The organism is Kitasatospora sp. NPDC098652, assembly GCF_044760155.1.
In the GTDB taxonomy this organism is placed as follows: domain Bacteria; phylum Actinomycetota; class Actinomycetes; order Streptomycetales; family Streptomycetaceae; genus Kitasatospora.
In genome coordinates, this window is record NZ_JBIWAQ010000001.1 from 308,820 (window position 1) to 326,127 (window position 17,308).

The 17,308-nt window shown below is 75.3% G+C and carries 13 protein-coding genes; 11 read left to right on the forward strand and 2 right to left on the reverse strand.

Features of this window, described 5'->3' with window-relative positions; genetic code table 11:
* Nucleotides 1–269 precede the first annotated feature (269 nt).
* On the forward strand, nucleotides 270–761 hold the full coding sequence (locus ACIQWA_RS01340) for a YcxB family protein (protein ID WP_402476607.1): 492 nt from the start codon (nucleotides 270–272) through the stop codon (nucleotides 759–761).
* Nucleotides 762–768: 7 nt separating this feature from the next.
* On the opposite strand, the gene ACIQWA_RS01345 is transcribed toward ACIQWA_RS01340, so the two are convergent.
* On the reverse strand, nucleotides 769–1,626 hold the full coding sequence (locus ACIQWA_RS01345; RefSeq protein ID WP_402476609.1) for a hypothetical protein: 858 nt from the start codon (nucleotides 1,624–1,626) through the stop codon (nucleotides 769–771).
* Nucleotides 1,627–2,220: 594 nt separating this feature from the next.
* Here ACIQWA_RS01345 and ACIQWA_RS01350 point away from each other — a divergent pair.
* From ACIQWA_RS01350 to ACIQWA_RS01390, 9 genes are all read left to right on the forward strand, one after another.
* Nucleotides 2,221–3,210 (forward strand): nucleotidyl transferase AbiEii/AbiGii toxin family protein, encoded by a 990-nt coding sequence (locus ACIQWA_RS01350; RefSeq protein ID WP_402476612.1) that lies wholly within the window; start codon nucleotides 2,221–2,223, stop codon nucleotides 3,208–3,210.
* Nucleotides 3,211–3,337: 127 nt separating this feature from the next.
* Nucleotides 3,338–3,859: a MarR family winged helix-turn-helix transcriptional regulator gene (locus tag ACIQWA_RS01355; RefSeq protein WP_402476614.1), complete on the forward strand. Its 522-nt coding sequence runs from the start codon at nucleotides 3,338–3,340 to the stop codon at nucleotides 3,857–3,859.
* A gap of 157 nt (nucleotides 3,860–4,016) precedes the next feature.
* Entirely contained in the window at nucleotides 4,017–4,559 is a 543-nt protein-coding gene (locus ACIQWA_RS01360) for a hypothetical protein (RefSeq protein ID WP_402476617.1), read from the forward strand.
* Nucleotides 4,556–5,422 (forward strand): NmrA family NAD(P)-binding protein, encoded by an 867-nt coding sequence (locus ACIQWA_RS01365; RefSeq protein ID WP_402476619.1) that lies wholly within the window; start codon nucleotides 4,556–4,558, stop codon nucleotides 5,420–5,422. Before ACIQWA_RS01360 ends, ACIQWA_RS01365 begins: the two co-directional genes overlap by 4 nt.
* A 370-nt stretch (nucleotides 5,423–5,792) precedes the next feature.
* Nucleotides 5,793–9,743, forward strand: coding sequence for a Pls/PosA family non-ribosomal peptide synthetase (locus ACIQWA_RS01370; protein ID WP_402476621.1), 3,951 nt, complete (start codon nucleotides 5,793–5,795; stop codon nucleotides 9,741–9,743).
* A gap of 83 nt (nucleotides 9,744–9,826) precedes the next feature.
* Nucleotides 9,827–11,152 (forward strand): M1 family metallopeptidase, encoded by a 1,326-nt coding sequence (locus tag ACIQWA_RS01375; RefSeq protein WP_402476623.1) that lies wholly within the window; start codon nucleotides 9,827–9,829, stop codon nucleotides 11,150–11,152.
* Nucleotides 11,153–11,223: 71 nt separating this feature from the next.
* Nucleotides 11,224–12,618, forward strand: a complete 1,395-nt coding sequence (locus ACIQWA_RS01380) for a serine hydrolase domain-containing protein (protein ID WP_402476624.1) — start codon at nucleotides 11,224–11,226, stop codon at nucleotides 12,616–12,618.
* Between the two features lie 340 nt (nucleotides 12,619–12,958).
* A complete protein-coding gene (locus tag ACIQWA_RS01385; RefSeq protein ID WP_402476627.1) occupies nucleotides 12,959–13,795 on the forward strand; it encodes a GNAT family N-acetyltransferase in 837 nt (278 codons plus the stop codon).
* A complete protein-coding gene (locus tag ACIQWA_RS01390) occupies nucleotides 13,792–14,649 on the forward strand; it encodes a lysophospholipid acyltransferase family protein (RefSeq protein ID WP_402476628.1) in 858 nt (285 codons plus the stop codon). Before ACIQWA_RS01385 ends, ACIQWA_RS01390 begins: the two co-directional genes overlap by 4 nt.
* 165 nt (nucleotides 14,650–14,814) lie before the next feature.
* Here ACIQWA_RS01390 and ACIQWA_RS01395 read toward each other — a convergent pair whose 3' ends face one another.
* Nucleotides 14,815–16,377 carry an MFS transporter gene (locus ACIQWA_RS01395; protein WP_402476630.1) on the reverse strand — a complete coding sequence of 521 codons (1,563 nt, stop codon included), beginning with the start codon at nucleotides 16,375–16,377 and terminating at the stop codon, nucleotides 14,815–14,817.
* A 125-nt stretch (nucleotides 16,378–16,502) separates the two neighbouring features.
* On the opposite strand from ACIQWA_RS01395, the gene ACIQWA_RS01400 reads away from it, so the two are divergent.
* Complete coding sequence (locus tag ACIQWA_RS01400; protein WP_402476632.1) at nucleotides 16,503–17,201, forward strand: TetR/AcrR family transcriptional regulator; 699 nt, start codon at nucleotides 16,503–16,505, stop codon at nucleotides 17,199–17,201.
* Nucleotides 17,202–17,308 lie beyond the last annotated feature (107 nt).

Consider the following 17,308-nt stretch of genomic DNA (forward strand, 5'->3'; position numbering starts at 1 on the left):
CGCACCTGCCGGATCGACCGGGTGCAGGCCGCCGAGGAACTCCCGGCCGGATTCCGGATGCCCGAGGGCCTCGACCCGGTCGCGGCGCGGGAGCGGCACATGGGCGCCGCCCTGGCCGTCCGTCTCACCGCGGCCGTGTCCGGACCTGCGGCGCCATCCCGTCCCCGCCCCCTGAACCCCGGTGCGGGCCAAAGCACTTGGCGCCCGCCACCGCTGCTGTCAGGATACCGGGGCGGCGGGACAGTGGACGAACCACCGGAGGGCGAACTGTGAGCATCCACGTCAGCTACGAGCTGACGGCCGAGGAGGAGTACCGCGGGGTGCGGCGGGCCTACCGGCGCCGCTTCGCGGTGGTCCGGGCCTGCTGCGCGGCGCTCGCGGCCTGCGGCATCGCCCTGCTGGTGACGGGTGGCCAGACAGTGCTCGGCGTGGTGCTGGTGGTGGTCGCCCTGCTGCTCGCCTTCTGGCAGTCGTTCGTCACCGGGCTCCGCGTCGCCCGTCACCGGGCGCAGTACCCCGGCCCGCTGACCATCACCTTCGCCGACAGCGGCTGCGCCTTCACCACCGGGGGCTTCCGGCAGGCGTTCTCCTGGTCGCGCTTCTCCCGGATCAGGGACGACCGGGACCACCTGTACCTCTACGCCCGCGGTGAACTCCCGGTGGCCGTACCGAAGAGCGAGTTCCACCCCTACGAACTGGGCGAACTGCTGCGGGTGTTGCGGTCCCGGCCGAACTACCGCCCGCCCCGGCACTCTCCCTGAGGCACCGTCAGAGCGAGTAGCCGCGCGGCCGCATGGCGGTCGAGAGCCCCAGCGCGCCGCGGACGGCCTGGTCCGCGTCCATGGCGGCGTGGTCGGCCTCGCGCGCGGCGTCCATCTGGTGGTGGATCTCGGCGCGGGTCGTCCCGGCCGCCGCCGCCTGCCAGGCGGACACGGCCTTGCGGTGCTGGTCGAGGACGACGGCGAACTGCTGCTCGGCCCCGGCCGGTGCTCCGGCCTTCCGGAGTTCGTCCACCGCGTGCTGCTCGGCCGTGGCCATCTCGCCCGCCCAGGCGGTCAGGTGGTCGTTGGTCGACTCCCCCGCGTCCAGGCCGACCGAGGAGACGTTGTCGTAGGAGCGCACGGCGTCCAGGTAGCGGCGCTGCCCGGCGGTCAGGCGGGAGGTGTCGGCACGCAGCGGGCGGGTGAGCGGGATGCTCCGGCCCAGGTAGAGGCAGGTCGCGACCGGGTGGTCCTTGAAGTCCTGCTCCCGCGGGGGCACGAGGGTGATGACGGCGTTGTCCGGGAGGGCCCAGAAGTCCGGGTTGTAGTCCGCGAAGGGCTCCCGGCAGGCCAGTTGCGAGGCGGTGGCGAGGTCGTTGTGGCGGACCTGGTCGGGGTCGAGGGCGGCCTGGGCGACCACTTCGCCGCGGTGCGGCTCGGCGCATGTCACGGGCAGCACGTCACGGCCCGGCCCGTCCGGGGCATCGTGATGGGCCTGGAGGTAGCTCGCGGAGGGGTTCCGGAAGCAGGTGCCGGGCGCGAGCGAGGTCAGCGCCACCGGACTCTCTCGGTCATCCGACGGGGAGGCGAGGACCACGGCCAGTCCGGCGGCCAGCAGCACGCAGCCCGCGATCCCGGCCCACATCCACGCCCGGGCACGCGGGCCACGCCCCGAACGCCCCGCAGGCCCCGCAGGCCCCGCGGGCCCCGCACGCCCCGCAGGCCCCGCAGGCCACCCCGACCGGGCCGCGGTCGGCGCGGCGTCCGTGAGCCGGCCCGGCCCGTCGGAGGGGTGGTGTTCGGCACTCGGTGGCGGCTCGGCCGGAGTTGACACGCGGAACCCCTTCATGAAGATCACCCGATACGACTGCGAGACCCTACTCCAGCGGTCGCCGAAGGATCCGGTCGGGCATCGGCATCCTCCGCGTCCGAGCTGTGCCCACCGGCGCTGAACCACCGGCCCGCTGGCATGTCCGCGGCCGAAAGTTCGCAGGTCAAAGCTCTGTTCATGCGGCCCGGACCGGTCTAGCATTCCGGGTCACAGCAGCCCCACCACCCCCTCGCGGGGCTGCTGGGCAGACCGGCCACGCCCCCACGTCGGCCGGTGCCTCCCACGGCCGGGACCGCGGGCCTCCCCCCGTCCCCGCGGTCCCGGCCGGCCCGCCCGCTGTCGGTGGTGGCCGCTACAGTCGGCCACCGACGAGCGGACGGACGGACGAGCAGGCGCGGAGTGGCGGAAGTGAAGGATCTCGCGGGGGACTTCGAGCACGACGACGGGCGCCGTCGAGCCCACCGGGCCGTCCTCGACCACCTCCTCGCCCTGGTCGCCACTTCCCGCCTGGGGGACATCCTGGTGCTGCGCGGAAGCATGGTGATGCCGGCCTGGGTGGGGGCCGACGCACGGGAGCCCGCCGACCTCGACTGGATCGTCCCGCCGCCACCACTGATCCCCGTCGATCCCGGGCACCCGTACCCGTACGTGGCGGAGCCGGCCATCCTCCAGCAGTGGCCGGAAGCCGCCGACGGCGCTGCCCGGTACGAGATCTGGAGCTTCGAGGAGGTCGACACGCCCGGTCTGCGACCCGTGCTCGCCCCCGAAGGACTGCACTGGATCGGCGCGGCGGAGCCGGAGGCCGACCCGCCCCACCGGACGCTGCTCGACCTGGTGCGTGAGCAGCCGACGGCCGCCCCGGGGCTGGTCCTCGACCCGGCCGCCGCCCGGTTCGACGGCACCTGGACCTACGCGGAGTACGACTCCCCGGGCATCCGCCTGGCCATCCCCTGGCGGGCCGACGGTCTCCCGCCCGGCGAGGTGACACTGGACTTCGCCCGCGACGAGCGGCTCCCCGAGGCCCCCGTGTGGACGGCGGTCCCCCGTGGCGACGGCGCTGCGCCGACCCCCGTACGCACCGCGAGCCGTGAGCTGTCGCTCGCCTGGAAGCTGTTGTGGCTGCACGCCGACTCCGCGACGGAGGGCCGCGCCGAGCCCAAGGACCTCTACGACGCCGTCCTGCTCGCGGAGGCCGCCGGCACCAGCCCCTCCCCGCAGCTGCTGCACCGGGTGTTCCGCCGAGGACCCGTCACCCCGGCGAGCGGGACCACCTTGCACCTGGACTCGCTGGCCCTCCAGCCCGGGGCCTGGGACGACTTCCGGGCACGGCACCGCAGGGTCCGGGGCACGGCCCAGGACTGGCTGATCCGTCTGCGCCGGGCAATGAACGGGCGCTGACGGGGGCGCTGACCGGGCGCTGACCGACCGAAGGGGCCCTACCGCACCACCGTCGCCGGGCCGGTCTCCCGGGCACGGGCGACCAGGGCAGCTTGACCGGAATCTGATGAGGCGCCATATTACTTTCATGACGCAGCACCCCGAGACCGGTCCCGCCGCCCCGAGCATCGAGCAGGTCCGTCGGCAGATCGCCCGCTACGGCCTGTCGGCCGATCCGCAGGCGATCCTGGTCGCGGCCCGGCTGATGACGGCGGGGGCGCGGCTCGGGCAGGCCGGGGAGGTGCACTTCGGGCGGTTCGGCCTCTCGACCGGCCGGTACCGGCTGCTGGCGGACCTGGAGGACCACGGCGGCGAGAAGTCACCGTCCCAGCTCGCGGCGACCCTCGGGGTCTCCCGGGCGACCGTGACCGGCCTGGTCGACGGGCTGGAGCGGGAGGGGCTGGTGGTCCGCCGGCCGTCGGCCGAGGACGGCCGCGGCAACGTGGTGATCCTGACCGCGCGCGGCGCCGACCGGCTGCGCGAGCTCGCCCCCGAGCACTTCGCCCGGATGCAGTCGCTGGTCGGCGGCCTCAGCGTCGAGGAGCGCGCGACCTTCCTGGACCTGCTGGCCCGAATCGTCGCGGGCGTCGACGCCCTCACCGAGGACTGACGCCGCCACACCGAGGACCGACACCCCGCCCCGAGGGCGGCAAACACGACCCGAGCCCGAGGCGGGCCGCCGAGCGGTCCGCCTTCTCTTCACCCCAATAGTTAGGTACCTAAGTACAAATGCTTAGGCGCCTCACCAGATCCATCGAGGAGCAACCGTGAGCAAGAAGGCCCCCGGGGCACCCCCGCCCTTCGTCCTCTGGCGGGAGGTCCTGACCTCCTACGCGATGCCCGCCGTCAGCGCCGGGATCGGCGGAGTCGCCACCCAGCAGCCCCAGCTGATCGTCGCCGCCTTCACCACCATCGGCGGCACCTCCGCCCTGGTGGCCGCCGTGCTGGGCGCCGCGCTCCGCCGCCGCTCGGCCCGGGCCGCGCCGGCCCGGACGCCCCGGACGCCCCGGACGCTCGCGGCCGCCGCCTCCGGGCTGCTCGCCGCCGCCCTCGGCCTCGCCGTCGGCCTGGCCGCCGCGCGCTGGCTCCCGCACCTCCCGCCGCTCGCCCACAGCCCCTGGCCGCGGCGGCTGCCGGTCGACCTGCCGGTCTCCTCGGCGATCGCCGGAACCATCTCCACCTGGCGCTGGCGCGGCAGCCGGCCCGCCCGGGAGCCGCAGCACCGGCTCCCCGCCGACTCCACGACCAACACCACGACCAACACCAACACCAACACCAACACCACCCGACCCGCAAGGCAGACGTCATGATCGTCATCATGGGCGCCGGAGGCGCCACCGGCGGTGCCACCCTCCGCAGCCTGGCCGCCCTCGGCATACCGACCCGCGCCCTCAGCCGCGACCCTGCCCGACTGGCCGCCGCGCTCGACGACCACACGCTCGCCCGGACCACCACCCTCCCGGCCGACGCCGCCGACCCTGCCTCACTGCGCCGGGCGTTCCAGGGCGCGCGCCAGCTGTTCCTCACCATGGCCAACGGCCCGCGCCAGGCGCAGTACGAACTGGCCGCGATCGAGGCGGCCGTCGACTGCGGCGTGGAGCACATCGTCAAGGTGTCCGCCCCGGCCGCGGAACCGGACTCCCCGGTCGCCGTCTCCCGGGGCCACCACCTGATCGAGAAGCACCTGCGGTCGCTGCGCGTCACCACGACCGTGCTGCGGCCGTACGCCTTCCTGCAGAAGCTGCTGCTCCTGGCGCCCGGCGTGGCGGCCGGCGGGGTGCTGCACGGCGCAATGGGGCCGGCCCGGTGCAACTACGTGGACGTCCGGGACATCGGCGACGCCGCGGCGGAGGTACTGACCCGCCCGGAGCTGGCCGGCGGCAGCTACCCGCTCACGGGCGGGCGCGCCTACAGCCACCCGGAGCTCGCCGCGCTGCTGGGCGAGCTGCTGGGCCGACCGGTCCGCTACCTGGACCTGGCGCCCGGCGAACTGCACGCCCACCTGGTCGGCCGGGCCGGGATGCCGGACTGGCTGGCCGCCCACGTGGTGGAGATCCAGCAGCTCGCAGTGGTCCGCAAGGAGGTACCGGACGACACCTTCACCCGCCTGACCGGACGCCCCCCGCGCAGCCTGACGGCCTTCCTCGACGAGCACCTGCACCTCTTCCACTGACCGTCCGACCCCCGGGCGGTGCCGGGCCCGGCACCGCCCGGCCCGGCCCGCCACCCGAACGGAGCAGCATTTCCTGTGGCATGGGTCACGATCGGAAAGTCGACCTGACGGTCCGTCAATTCGACTGACGAATCGTCACATCGATACGAACGGGCATCAGTTGTTGACTGACGTAACGTCAGATTCGGCCGTTCGAGGCCAAGTTGAGCCTTCTGCGGCCCACTGCCGGCTCGCCGCCCCGGGGCTACCATCGGTCGGGTTGTCCGCTCCGGCCCCGGAGCGGGGTCACCCGTCGCACAGGTGATCCCGCCGCCCCAGGGGCCGGACATCGGTAGGAACGGGGCGAGGACAGAGGAGCGCACGGGCTGCCATGACCGCTGAACCGAGCCACCCGAAGCAGAACGCCACGCCGCCGCGGCCCGCGCCGGAGCCGGTGCCGGTGCCGGAGCCGGTGCCGGTGCCGGACTCCACACCGCCGCGGCCCGCGCCGCCCCGGGCCCTGTTCCCCGGCCGCCCGGCCGCCGCCCCGCGCACCCTGGTCGACGTGCTGGACGCCACCGTGCGCGCCCACCCCGACGAGCCGGCCCTCGACGACGGGCGCACCGTGCTCAGCTACCGGGCCCTGGCCGCCGAGGTCGAGCAGCTGCGCCGCCGCCTGGCCGCCGCCGGGATCGGTCGCGGCGACCGGGTCGGCGTCCGGGTGCCCTCCGGCACCAACGACCTGTACGTCTCGATCCTCGCCGTACTCGCCGCCGGCGCCGCCTACGTCCCGGTGGATGCCGAGGACCCGGACGAGCGCGCCCAGCTGGTCTTCGGCGAGGCCGCCGTGGCCGCCGTGCTCGGCGCCGGGCGCGCCCTGAGCGGCACCACGGAGCGCGGGCCCGCCCCGGAGCGCCGCCCCTCCCCCGCCGACGACGCCTGGATCATCTTCACCTCCGGCTCCACCGGGAAGCCCAAGGGCGTCGCGGTCACCCACCGCAACGCCGCCGCCTTCGTCGACGCCGAGGCCGCGCTCTTCCTCCAGGAGGAGCCGATCGGCCCCGGCGACCGGGTGATGGCCGGCCTGTCGGTCGCCTTCGACGCCTCCTGCGAGGAGATGTGGCTGGCCTGGCGGCACGGCGCCTGCCTGGTGCCCGTCCCCCGCTCCCGGGTGCGCAGCGGCGCCGACCTGGGCCCCTGGCTGGCCGAGCAGGAGATCACCGTGGTCTCCACCGTCCCGACCCTGGCCGCGCTGTGGCCCGCGGAGGCGCTCAACGAGGTCCGACTGCTGATCTTCGGCGGCGAGGCTTGCCCGCCCGAGCTGGTGCAGCGCCTGGTCACCGAGGGCCGCGAGGTGTGGAACACCTACGGCCCGACCGAGGCCACCGTGGTCGCCTGCGCTGCCCTGCTGACCGGTGACGGCCCGGTCCGGATCGGCCTGCCGCTGGACGGCTGGGACCTCGCCGTGGTCGACGAGGCCGGGCAGCCGGTCGCCCCCGGCGGCACCGGGCAGCTGGTGATCGGCGGGGTCGGCCTGGCCCGCTACCTCGACCCGGAGAAGGACGCCGAGAAGTACGCCCCGCTGCCCTCGCTGGGCTGGGAGCGCGCCTACCGCAGCGGTGACCTGGTCCAGGCCGACCCGGCCGGCCTGCTGTTCCTCGGCCGCACCGACGAGCAGATCAAGCTCGGCGGGCGCCGGATCGAGCTCGGCGAGGTGGACGCCGCCCTGCAGGCGCTGCCCGGCGTGGCCGGCGCGGCCGCGGCCGTACGGACCGCGCGCGGCGGCAACCAGCTGCTGGTCGGCTACCTGGTGGTCCAGGACGGCTTCGACCGCGAGCGGGCCGTGGAGCGGCTGCGCGCCGAGCTGCCCGCCGCCCTGGTGCCGCTGCTCGCCCCGGTCGACGTGTTGCCCACCCGCACCTCCGGCAAGGTCGACCGCAACGCCCTGCCCTGGCCGCTGCCCGAGCTGGAGGCCGCCGGGCCGGGCGAGCGGCTGTACGGCACCGAGGCCTGGCTGGCCGAGCAGTGGTCGGAGATCCTCGGCGTGCAGGTGGCCGGGGCCCGGGACGACTTCTTCGCCATCGGCGGCGGCAGCCTGGCCGCCGCCCGGCTGACCACCCTGCTGCGCACCCGTTATCCGAACGCCGCGGTGCTGGACATCTACCAGCACCCGACGCTGCGCAAGCTCGCCCGCCACCTGGAGCGCACGGCCACCGCCGACGGCGAGGCCCGTACGGTCACCCTGGTGCCGACCAGGGCCAAGCTGCTCCAGCTGCTCCTGCTGGTCCCGCTGTTCACCGTGGTCGGCCTGCGCTGGACGGTCGCCCTGCTGACCGCCGGGAACCTGCTCGCGCACGTCGGCGACTACCCGTGGGCGCCCACCGCCTCCTGGTGGGTGGTCGGTGCGGGCGCGCTGCTGCTGTACAGCTCGCCGGGCCGGCTCGCGATCGGGGCCGGCGGCGCCCGGCTGCTGCTGCGCGGCCTGCGCCCCGGCCGCTACCCTCGCGGCGGCGCCGTGCACCTGCGGCTGTGGGCGGCCGAGCGGCTCGCCGAGCTGAGCGGCGCGACCGAGCTGTCCGGCGCCTGGCTGGTCCCCTACGCCCGGGTGCTGGGCGCCAAGGTCGCGAAGGAGGTGGACCTCCACTCGCTGCCGCCGGTGACCGGGATGCTCAAGCTGGGCCGGGGCTGCGCCGTCGAGGCCGAGGTCGATCTCGCCGGCTACTGGCTGGACGGCGACCGGCTGGAGGTCGGCCAGATCAAGGTCGGCGCCGACGCGGTGGTCGGCACCCGTTCGACGCTGCTGCCCGGTGCCCGGGTCGGCAAGCGCGCCCAGGTGCTGCCCGGCTCCAGCGTCACCGGCCAGGTGCCGACCGGCCAGCGCTGGGGCGGCGCGCCCGCCGTCAAGCTGGGCCGGGCCGAGTGGTCCTGGCCGACGGAGGCTCCCGTGCGCCGGCCCGCCTGGGCCGCGCTGTACGGCGCCGGCGACGCCCTGATCGGCCTGCTCCCGGTCCTGCCCGCCGCGGCCGCCCTAGCCGTGCTCTCCCGGTTCGTCGAGCAGGGCGCGGACCTCGGTCCGGCGCTCGGCGGCGCCCTGCTCGGCCTGCTGCCCGCCACCCTGGCGTACGGCGCGCTGTACGCGGCGCAGCTGGTGGTGCTGGTCCGGCTGCTGAGCATCGGCCTGGTGCCCGGGGTGCACCCGCTGCACGGCCGGGTCAGCTGGCAGGCGTGGACGGTCAGCCAGCTGATGGACCGGGCCCGCGAGGTGCTCTTCCCGCTGTACGCCGGACTGGTCACCCCGCTGTGGCTGCGGGCGCTGGGGATGCGGGTCGGCCGGGGCGCCGAGGTGTCCACGGTGCTGGCGCTGCCCAGCCTGACCACCGTCGGGGACGGCGCGTTCCTGGCCGACGACACCCTGATCGCGCCGTACGAGCTGGGCGGCGGCTGGATGCGCCTGGGCGAGGCGAAGGTCGGCGACCGGGCGTTCCTCGGCAACTCGGGGATGACCGCGCCGGGTCGCTCGGTGCCCAAGCGGGGCCTGGTGGGCGTGCTGTCGGCGACGCCGGCGAAGGCGAAGAAGGGCAGCTCCTACCTGGGCATGCCGCCGGTGCGGCTGCCGCGCGCGGCCGACCGGGCGGACCAGAGCCTGACGTACGAGCCGCCGGCCCGGCTGCGCTGGGCGCGCGGGCTGGTCGAGCTGGCCCGGCTGCTGCCGGTGCTCGCCTCGGGGGCACTGGGCCTGCTGACGGTGGCGGCGCTGTCCTGGCTGGCGGACGGCTCCCCGCTGGCGGCGGCGCTGCTCTCCGGCCTGGTGCTGCTGGCGGCGGGCGGGGTGGCCTGCCTGGTGGCGGTGGCCGCGAAGTGGCTGCTGGTCGGCCGGTTCCGGGCGGTGGAGCACCCGCTGTGGAGCGGCTTCGTGTGGCGCAACGAGCTCGCCGACACCTTCGTCGAGGTACTGGCGGTGCCCTGGCTGGTCGGCGCGGTGCCGGGCACCCCGGTGCTGAACCTGTGGCTGCGCGCGCTCGGCGCCAAGGTCGGGCACGGCGTGTGGTGCGAGAGCTACTGGCTGCCGGAGGCGGACCTGGTCACCCTCGGCGACGGGGTCAGCGTGAACCGGGGCTGCGTGGTGCAGACCCACCTCTTCCACGACCGGATCATGCGGATGGATACTGTGGTCCTCCGCGAGGGTGCCACCCTGGGCCCGGGCGGGATCGTGCTGCCCGGCAGCACGGTGGGCGAGCGCAGCACGCTGGGCCCGGCCTCGCTGGTGATGCGGGCCGAGTCCGTCCCCGCGGACACCCGGTGGCTGGGCAACCCCATCGAGGCGTGGCAGACCACGTCGTGACCACCCCTCCCCCCGGTACGACCACCCCTCGCCCTGGTGCGAACACCCCCACCCGTCCCGGCCCGCAGGAAGCGCCCGCCCCCGTGAAGCCCAAGCACGCCCCGCCGGCCGCCGCCGGACCGGACCCGTACTTCCCGAACAGCGGCGACCACCGCTACCGGGTGCACCGCTACGAACTCGCGCTGGACTACCGGCCCGGGCCCAACCGGCTGGCCGCCTCGGCCCGGCTGAGCGCGGTCGCGGACGCGGCGCTGGCCGAGTTCGCGCTCGACCTGGCCGAGTTCCGGATCGGGCGGGTGCTGGTCGACGGCCGGGCCGCCCGCTACACCCACCGCGGCGGCAAGCTGCGGATCCGCCCGGCGAAGGCGCTCGCGGCGGGTGCGGCGTTCACCGTCGAGGTGCACTACACCGGCAACCCCCGCCCGGTGCGCAGCCCGTGGGGCGGCCTGGGCTGGGAGGAGCTGACCGAGGGCGCGCTGGTGGCCAGCCAGCCGGTCGGCGCGCCGTCCTGGTTCCCGTGCAACGACCGGCCCGCGGACAAGGCGACGTACCAGGTGGCGGTCACCACGCCGTCCCCGTTCACGGTGCTGAGCGGCGGACGGCTGCTCACCCGGACCACCCGGGCGTCCAGCACCACCTGGGTGTACGAGCAGAGCGCGCCGACCTCGCCGTACCTGGTGACGGTCTCCATCGGGCACTACCGGGCGGTGCCGCTGGCCGCCCGGCCGTCGGTGCCGCAGACCGGGTACGTGCCGGAGCGGCTGGTCGGGGACTTCACCCGGGACTTCGCCCGGCAGCCCGAGATGATGGCCCACTTCGCCGAGGTCTTCGGGCCGTACCCGTTCGGCGAGTACGCGGTGGTGGTCGCGGACGAGGAGCTGGACGTCCCGGTGGAAGCGCAGGGCGTGGCCACCTTCGGCACCAACCACCTCGGCGGCGGCTGGGAGCGGGAGCGGCTGATCGCCCACGAGCTGGCCCACCAGTGGTTCGGCAACAGCGTCACGATCGCCGACTGGCGGCACATCTGGCTGAACGAGGGCTTCGCCAAGTACGCGGAGTGGCTCTGGTCCGAGCACGCCGGGGGCCCGGCCGCCGCCGTGCACGCCGCCGCCGCGCACCGGCTGCTGGCCGGGCTGCCGCAGGACCTCCGGCTCGGCGACCCGGGCCGCCGGCTGATGTTCGACGACCGGCTGTACCAGCGCGGCGGCCTGGTGGTGCACGCGCTGCGGCGGGCGCTCGGCGAGGACGCGTTCTTCGCGATGCTGCGGGACTGGGCCGGCGTCAACCGGCACGGCGTGGTCACCACCGGCGACCTCCTGACCCACGCCTCCCGGTACACCACGGCCCCGCTCGGCCCGCTGTTCGAGGCGTGGCTGGAGCGGCCAGAGCTACCGCCACTGCCGGGCTGAGCGGTATGGCCGCTGCCGGGCCGAGCGGATATTCGGCCGGACCCACGGGTCGGCTGGGCTACTGTCCGGGCATGCCGAACAGTGATCACCTCGCCGACCTGCCCGACCGACTGCTGCCCACCACCGCCCGCGCCCTGCTGCACCGCACCGCCGTCGCCCAGGCCGAGGGCCGCACCCCCTCGATGGTGACGGGCGTGGTGCGGGACGGCCGGCTGGTGTGGACCGGCGCCCGCAGCATGATCGAGGGGCACGCACCGGACCTGGACGTCCAGTACCGGATCGGCTCGCTCAGCAAGACCTTCGCCGCGGTGCTGGTGCTGCGGCTGCGCGACGAGGGCCTGCTCGACCTCGCCGACCCGCTCGGCCGCCACCTGCCCGGCACCCCGGCCGACGACCTCACCGTCGCCCAGCTGCTCGCCCACTCCGGCGGGCTCGCCGCCGAGACGCCCGGGCCCTGGTGGGAACGGACCGAAGGCGCCCTGCGGCCCGGACTCGGGGACCTGCTGGAGGAGTCGAGCCCGCTCAAGCACCCGGCCGGGCGCCGCCACCACTACTCCAACCCCGGCTACGCGCTGCTCGGCGCCCTGGTCGAGCGGCTGCGCGGCGAGCCCTGGGGCGAGGCGCTGCGCCGCGAGGTGCTGGCCCCGCTCGGCATGGACCGCACCACCCTGCTGCCCGAGCAGCCGCACGCCGGGGGCTTCGCCGTCCACCCGTGGGCCGACGTCATGCTCCCCGAACCCCCCACCGACACCGGGCTGATGGCCCCGGCCGGTCAACTCTGGTCCACCGGTGCCGACCTGGCCCGCTGGGCGGCCTTCCTCGCGGCCGGCGACGACCAGGTGCTCAAGGCCGACACCCTCGCCGAGATGCGCCGCCCCGAGGTCGGCCCGGAGGACGCCGAGTGGACCTCCGCCTACGGCCTCGGCGTGCAACTGTCCCGCCACGAAGGCCGGGTGCTGTACGGCCACACCGGCTCGATGCCCGGCTTCACGGCCTGCCTGTGGATCAGCGCCGAGGACGGCCTGGCCGCCTTCGCGCTGTCCAACGCCAACGGCAGCGGCACCGGCCGGCTGGCCGCCGAACTGATCGGCATCACGGCCGCCCACGAGCCCCGGCTGCCCGAACCCTGGCGCCCGCTGCCCGAGGTGGACGAGGAACTGCTCGCCCTCACCGGGCCCTGGTACTGGGGCGCCGCACCCAACGCCCTGCGGCTGCGCGCCGAGGGCGTCCTGGAACTGACCCCGCTGACCGGCGCGGGCCGGGGCTCCCGCTTCCGGCCGCAGCCGGACGGCACCTGGCTGGGCCTCGACCGCTACTACGCGGGCGAGACCCTGCGGGTGGTCCGGCAACCCGACGGCACGGTCAGCCACCTGGACATCGGCTCCTTCGTCTACACCCGCGAACCGTACGGGCCGGCCGACGCCGTCCCGGGCGGCGTCGACCCGGCGGGCTGGCGGGGCTTCTGATCCTGGGTCCGGACCCAGGGCTGGCCCCAGGGCCGGACCCCTCGGGCCGACCCTGGGGGCCGACTCTGGGGGCGCGTACGAATCAGGTGCGCGCCCCCGTTGTCCACCCCGGACGAACGACCGCCCGGTGCCCGGCAGATGACCGACAGGCCAAGGCCCGCCACGGGTGGCCCCATTCAACAGGTGCACATCTGCGCTCCTCCGGCCCGCAACGTGAATGCCAACCGGCTTGGAGACACATACGGGGACCGGTCCGCGCCCGATGCACGACCCCTGCGGGCCGGGACGGTGCCCTGGCGATCCACGGCACCGCCGATCGTGCTGCCCTGGAGGGTCCGCCATGACCACCGTCCCCACGTACGCTCCGTCCGCAGTCGCCCCCACCCACGACACCCCGGCGGTCCCCGCGCCCCGCACCCGGCCGGCCCCGGCGCCGACCGCCTACACCGTCTCCCTCGCCCGCGACGAGGACGACGTGCGCGCCGCCCAGCGGCTGCGCCACCAGGTCTTCGCCGCCGAGCTCGGCGCCGTCCTGCACAGCCCCGTCGCCGGACTCGACGTCGACCCCTTCGACGAGTACTGCGACCACCTGCTGGTCCGCGAGGGCCAGGACGGGCCCGTCGTCGGCACCTACCGGTTGCTCCGTCCCGAAGCCGCCCGCCGGGCCGGACGGCTGTACTCCGACGGCGAGTTCGACCTCTCCGCGCTCGCGCCCGTCCGGCCCGGCCTGGTCGAGCTCGGCCGCTCCTGCATCAGCCCCGAGCACCGGGGCAGCGGTGCCGTCATCAACCTGATGTGGGGCGGCATCGCCCGGTACCTCGCCGACACCGGAAACACCTGGGTCGGCGGCTGCTGCTCCATCGACCTGGAGGACGGCGGCGCCACGGCGGCCCGGGTCTGGGACACCATCAGCGCCAAGCACCTGGCCCCGGCGGAGTACCGGGTCACCCCGCACCGACGCTGGGACGCCACCGGCGTGCCGCGTGCCGAGCGCGGCGCCCTGCCCGCCCTGCTCCGCGGCTACCTGCGGCTCGGCGCCTGGGTCTGCGGCGAGCCCGCCCACGACCCGGACTTCAACTGCGCCGACCTGTACGTCCTGCTGTCGCTGGAGCGCACCGACCCGCGCTACCTGCGGCACTTCCTGTCCGGAGCGGCCGCCCTGGGCAGCTCGTCATGAGCGTCTGGCTGCCGACCGCGCCCTGCCGGCCGGAGACCTGCCTCGGCGAGCGCGCGCCGGAGGTCTCGCACCCCCGGCGGGTGCTGCGGCTGACCGCCTGCCTGGTGACGGTGGCGGCCGGCGTACTGCTCACCCTGCCGGTGCGGCTGCTGCCGTACGGCGCCCGGGACCGGCTGATCCGGCTCTGGGCGCGGGTGGTGCTGCGCTCCCTCGGGGTGACCGTGCACCTCGGCACGGCCCGGCCCCCCGGGGCGAACGGGCGGACCGGGGCGAACGGTCGGACCGGGGCGGTCGGCGCCGACGGGGCGCTGGTGGTCGCCAACCACGTCTCCTGGCTGGACATCCCGCTGCTCGCGGCCGGTCGCCCGGGGCGGTCGCTGGCCAAGACCGAGGTCCGGCGGTGGCCGGTGCTCGGGCCCCTGGTCGCCTGGGGAGGAACCGTGTTCCTGGACCGCGACCGGCTGCGCACGCTCCCGGACACCGTGGCGGCGGTGGCCGAGGTGCTGCGCTCCGGACACCCGGTGATCGTCTTCCCGGAGGGGTCGACCTGGTGCGGGCGGGAGAGCGGGCGCTTCCGGCCCGCGCTGTTCCAGGCCGCGGTGGAGGCGGGCGCCTTCGTCCAGCCGGTGACGATCCGCTACCGGCTCGCGGACGGGCGGCCGACCAGCGCGCCCGCCTTCATCGGCGACGACGGGCTGCTCACCTCGCTCGCCCGGGTGGTCGCGGTGCGCGGGCTGGTCGCCGAGGTCACCTTCCTGCCGCCGATCCCGCCGCCCGGACCGCAGCCCACCCGGGCGGGGGCCCGGCGGGAGCTGGCCCGGGCGGCCCAGGCCGCGGTGGAGGGGATCCGCTGAGCCGGCCGGACCCCGGGCGTCAGAGCTGTCCGGTAGCGCCCGACCGGGGGCACCGGCCGACCGGGGCACCGCTCGACCACGGCAACGGCCGCCCAGGGGCACCGGCCGACCGGGGCACCGCTCGACCACGGCAACGGCCGCCCAGGGGCACCGGCCGACCAGGGCCTACCGGTTCGCCCCGGCCAGTTCCTCCGGCTGCGCCGCGCCCGGGGCGGCCCCGGCGATCGGGCGGGCCCGGCCCAGCAGCACCGCGACCAGCACGGCGGTGACGGCCAGTGCGGCCGATCCGCAGCGCAGCGCGAGGTGGATGCCGTCGACGAAGGCGCCGTCCACGGCCTGCTGGACCGGCGCGGGCAGCGCTCCGGCCGGACCGCCACCGCCGTGCGCGGCACCGGTGGGCGCGTCCGCGATCGGCCCCACCGCCCCGGCCGGGACACCGAGCCGGTGCAGGGCCGAGGTCAGCTCGTCCGTCATCCGGTTGGTCAGGACGGCGCCGAGCACCGCGATCCCGAGCACGCCGCCGAGTTCCCGCAGGGTGTTGACGGTCGCCGAGGCCATCCCGGTCTGCGCCGGAGCGACCCGCCGGAGCACCGCGATCGAGATCGGGGTGAAGGTCAGGCCCATCCCGAAGCCCAGCGTGAACAGCGTCCAGAGGTACTCGACGTAGTGGGCGCGGTCGCCGTACAGCGACAGCCCGCCGAGGCCGACCGCGCAGAGCGCGAGCCCGAGCACCATCGGCAGCCGGGGACCGTACCGGGCCGCCAGCCGGCCGGACAGCGGGCCCGCCACCACCAGCATGGCGGTCATCGGCAGCCCGCCGTAGGCCGCACCGGAGGGGGACCAGCCGAGCACGCCCTGCATCATCAGCGGCAGGAAGAACAGCGCCCCGAACATCCCGAAGCTGACCATGAAGCCGCTCAGCAGCGCTCCGTTCAGCGCGCCGTCCCGGAACAGCCGCAGCTCCAGCATCGGCTCGGCCAGGCGCAGTTCGAGCAGCAGGAAGGCGACCAGCAGGGCGAGCGCGGCGGCGCCGCAGCCGACCACCAGCGAGTCGGTCCAGCCTCGTGACGGGCCCTCGATCAGGGCGTACACCAGCAGCCCGAGGCCTGCCGCGGAGAGCGCGAAGCCCCCGAAGTCGATCCGCCGGGCCCGTGGCGGGATGCCCGGGAGGACCCTGGCGGCGAGCACCACGCCGACCACGCCGATCGGCACGTTGATCCAGAACACGCCGGCCCAGCCGAGGTGTTCGACCATGGGGCCGCCGATCACCGGGCCGATCGACAGGCCCAGTGCGGACACCCCCGACCAGAGGCCGACGGCCCTGGTGCGCTCGCGCTCGTCGGTGAACACGTGGCCCAGCAGGGTGAGGCTGCCCGGGGTGAGCAGCGCGGCCCCCACGCCCTGGACCATCCGGCCGCCGACCAGCACCTCGATCGTCCCGGCGAGCGCGGCCACCGCGGAGCCCGCCGTGAACAGGCCCAGGCCCAGCACGAACATCCGGGTGCGGCCGTAGCGGTCGCCCACTGCACCGCCGGTCAGCACGAGAGCGGCGTAGACCAGGCTGTAGCCCTCGGCGACCCACTGGAGGCCGCTGATCCCGGCGTCCAGGTCCTGCCCGATGCGGGGCAGGGCGACGTTGACGACGACGTTGTCCAGCATGGCCATGAACATGGCCACGCAGAGCGTCAGCAGGGCGAGCCGCTTGCGGCGGGCGCTCGCTCCTTCCATGGATTCCCTCCCACGACTGAGCCCCTAACATCGTTAGGGGCGGATTCGGTGTCCACAGGCTGCCCCTAACGGTGTTAGATTGCAAATGGGATTCCGCAGCCGCACCCGGAGGTGTCCGCACAGCCGTGCCGGAGAACGACAGCGCCACACCGGCGCACCACACCACGCCCCCCGCCCTGACCAGGGAGAGCCTCGCCCAGGCAGCGCTCCGCGTGCTGGAGCGGGACGGCCTGGCCGGGCTGTCCATGCGCAAGGTCGCCGCCGAGGTCGGCGTCAAGGCCGCCTCGCTGTACTGGCACGTCCGCAACAAGGAAGAGCTGCTCGACCTGCTCAACGACGCGATCATCGCCTCGGCCGAGCCCCCGCCCCGCGAAGGCGGCTGGCGGGTCCAGATGCGCGGATACTGCTGGAACTACCGTCGGCTGCTGCACGAGAACCGCGACGCCGCCAAGGTCATGGCCGGACGCCTCGCACCGGGACCGCACATGCTCGGCCTGCTGGACGACCAGCTGGACCGCCTGCGCGAGGCCGGGTTCTCCGACGCCCACGCCGCCCTGACCACCTACCTGCTGAGTTCCTTCGTCCAGGGCTTCGTCCTCCAGGAGCAGTCGCCGCTGTCGGCCGCCGAGGCCGAGGGCGCCAGCCGGCTGGAGGTCGTCACCGAGGTCCGCGAGCGCTTCCGCGCACTGCCCGTCGAGGACTTCCCCAACCTGGTCGCGCTCGCCGCCGACCTCACCGAGCCGAACCACGACGTCCGCTTCGAGTTCTGCGTCGAGCGCATCCTCGACGGGCTGGCCGCCCTGCTGCCGCCGGACCACCGCTGACCTGCGGCACCGCAGCGAGGATCCGCTACGCTACCCACCAGGTAAAGGGTGGGCAAAGGGGTGGGGTGGGGCATGGCCGGGGAGCAGGCAGCACAGGAGCCGGGGGC

What these genes read in the sequence shown, in the direction of transcription:
- ACIQWA_RS01345 (WP_402476609.1), bottom strand. Translation starts at nt 1,626, where the DNA reads ATGTGGGCCGGGATCGCGGGCTGCGTGCTGCTGGCCGCCGGACTGGCC.
- ACIQWA_RS01355 (WP_402476614.1), top strand. Translation starts at nt 3,338, where the DNA reads ATGACGCAGCACCCCGAGACCGGTCCCGCCGCCCCGAGCATCGAGCAG.
- ACIQWA_RS01365 (WP_402476619.1), top strand. Translation starts at nt 4,556, where the DNA reads ATGATCGTCATCATGGGCGCCGGAGGCGCCACCGGCGGTGCCACCCTC.
- ACIQWA_RS01370 (WP_402476621.1), top strand. Translation starts at nt 5,793, where the DNA reads ATGACCGCTGAACCGAGCCACCCGAAGCAGAACGCCACGCCGCCGCGG.
- ACIQWA_RS01380 (WP_402476624.1), top strand. Translation starts at nt 11,224, where the DNA reads ATGCCGAACAGTGATCACCTCGCCGACCTGCCCGACCGACTGCTGCCC.
- ACIQWA_RS01385 (WP_402476627.1), top strand. Translation starts at nt 12,959, where the DNA reads ATGACCACCGTCCCCACGTACGCTCCGTCCGCAGTCGCCCCCACCCAC.
- ACIQWA_RS01390 (WP_402476628.1), top strand. Translation starts at nt 13,792, where the DNA reads ATGAGCGTCTGGCTGCCGACCGCGCCCTGCCGGCCGGAGACCTGCCTC.
- ACIQWA_RS01395 (WP_402476630.1), bottom strand. Translation starts at nt 16,377, where the DNA reads ATGGAAGGAGCGAGCGCCCGCCGCAAGCGGCTCGCCCTGCTGACGCTC.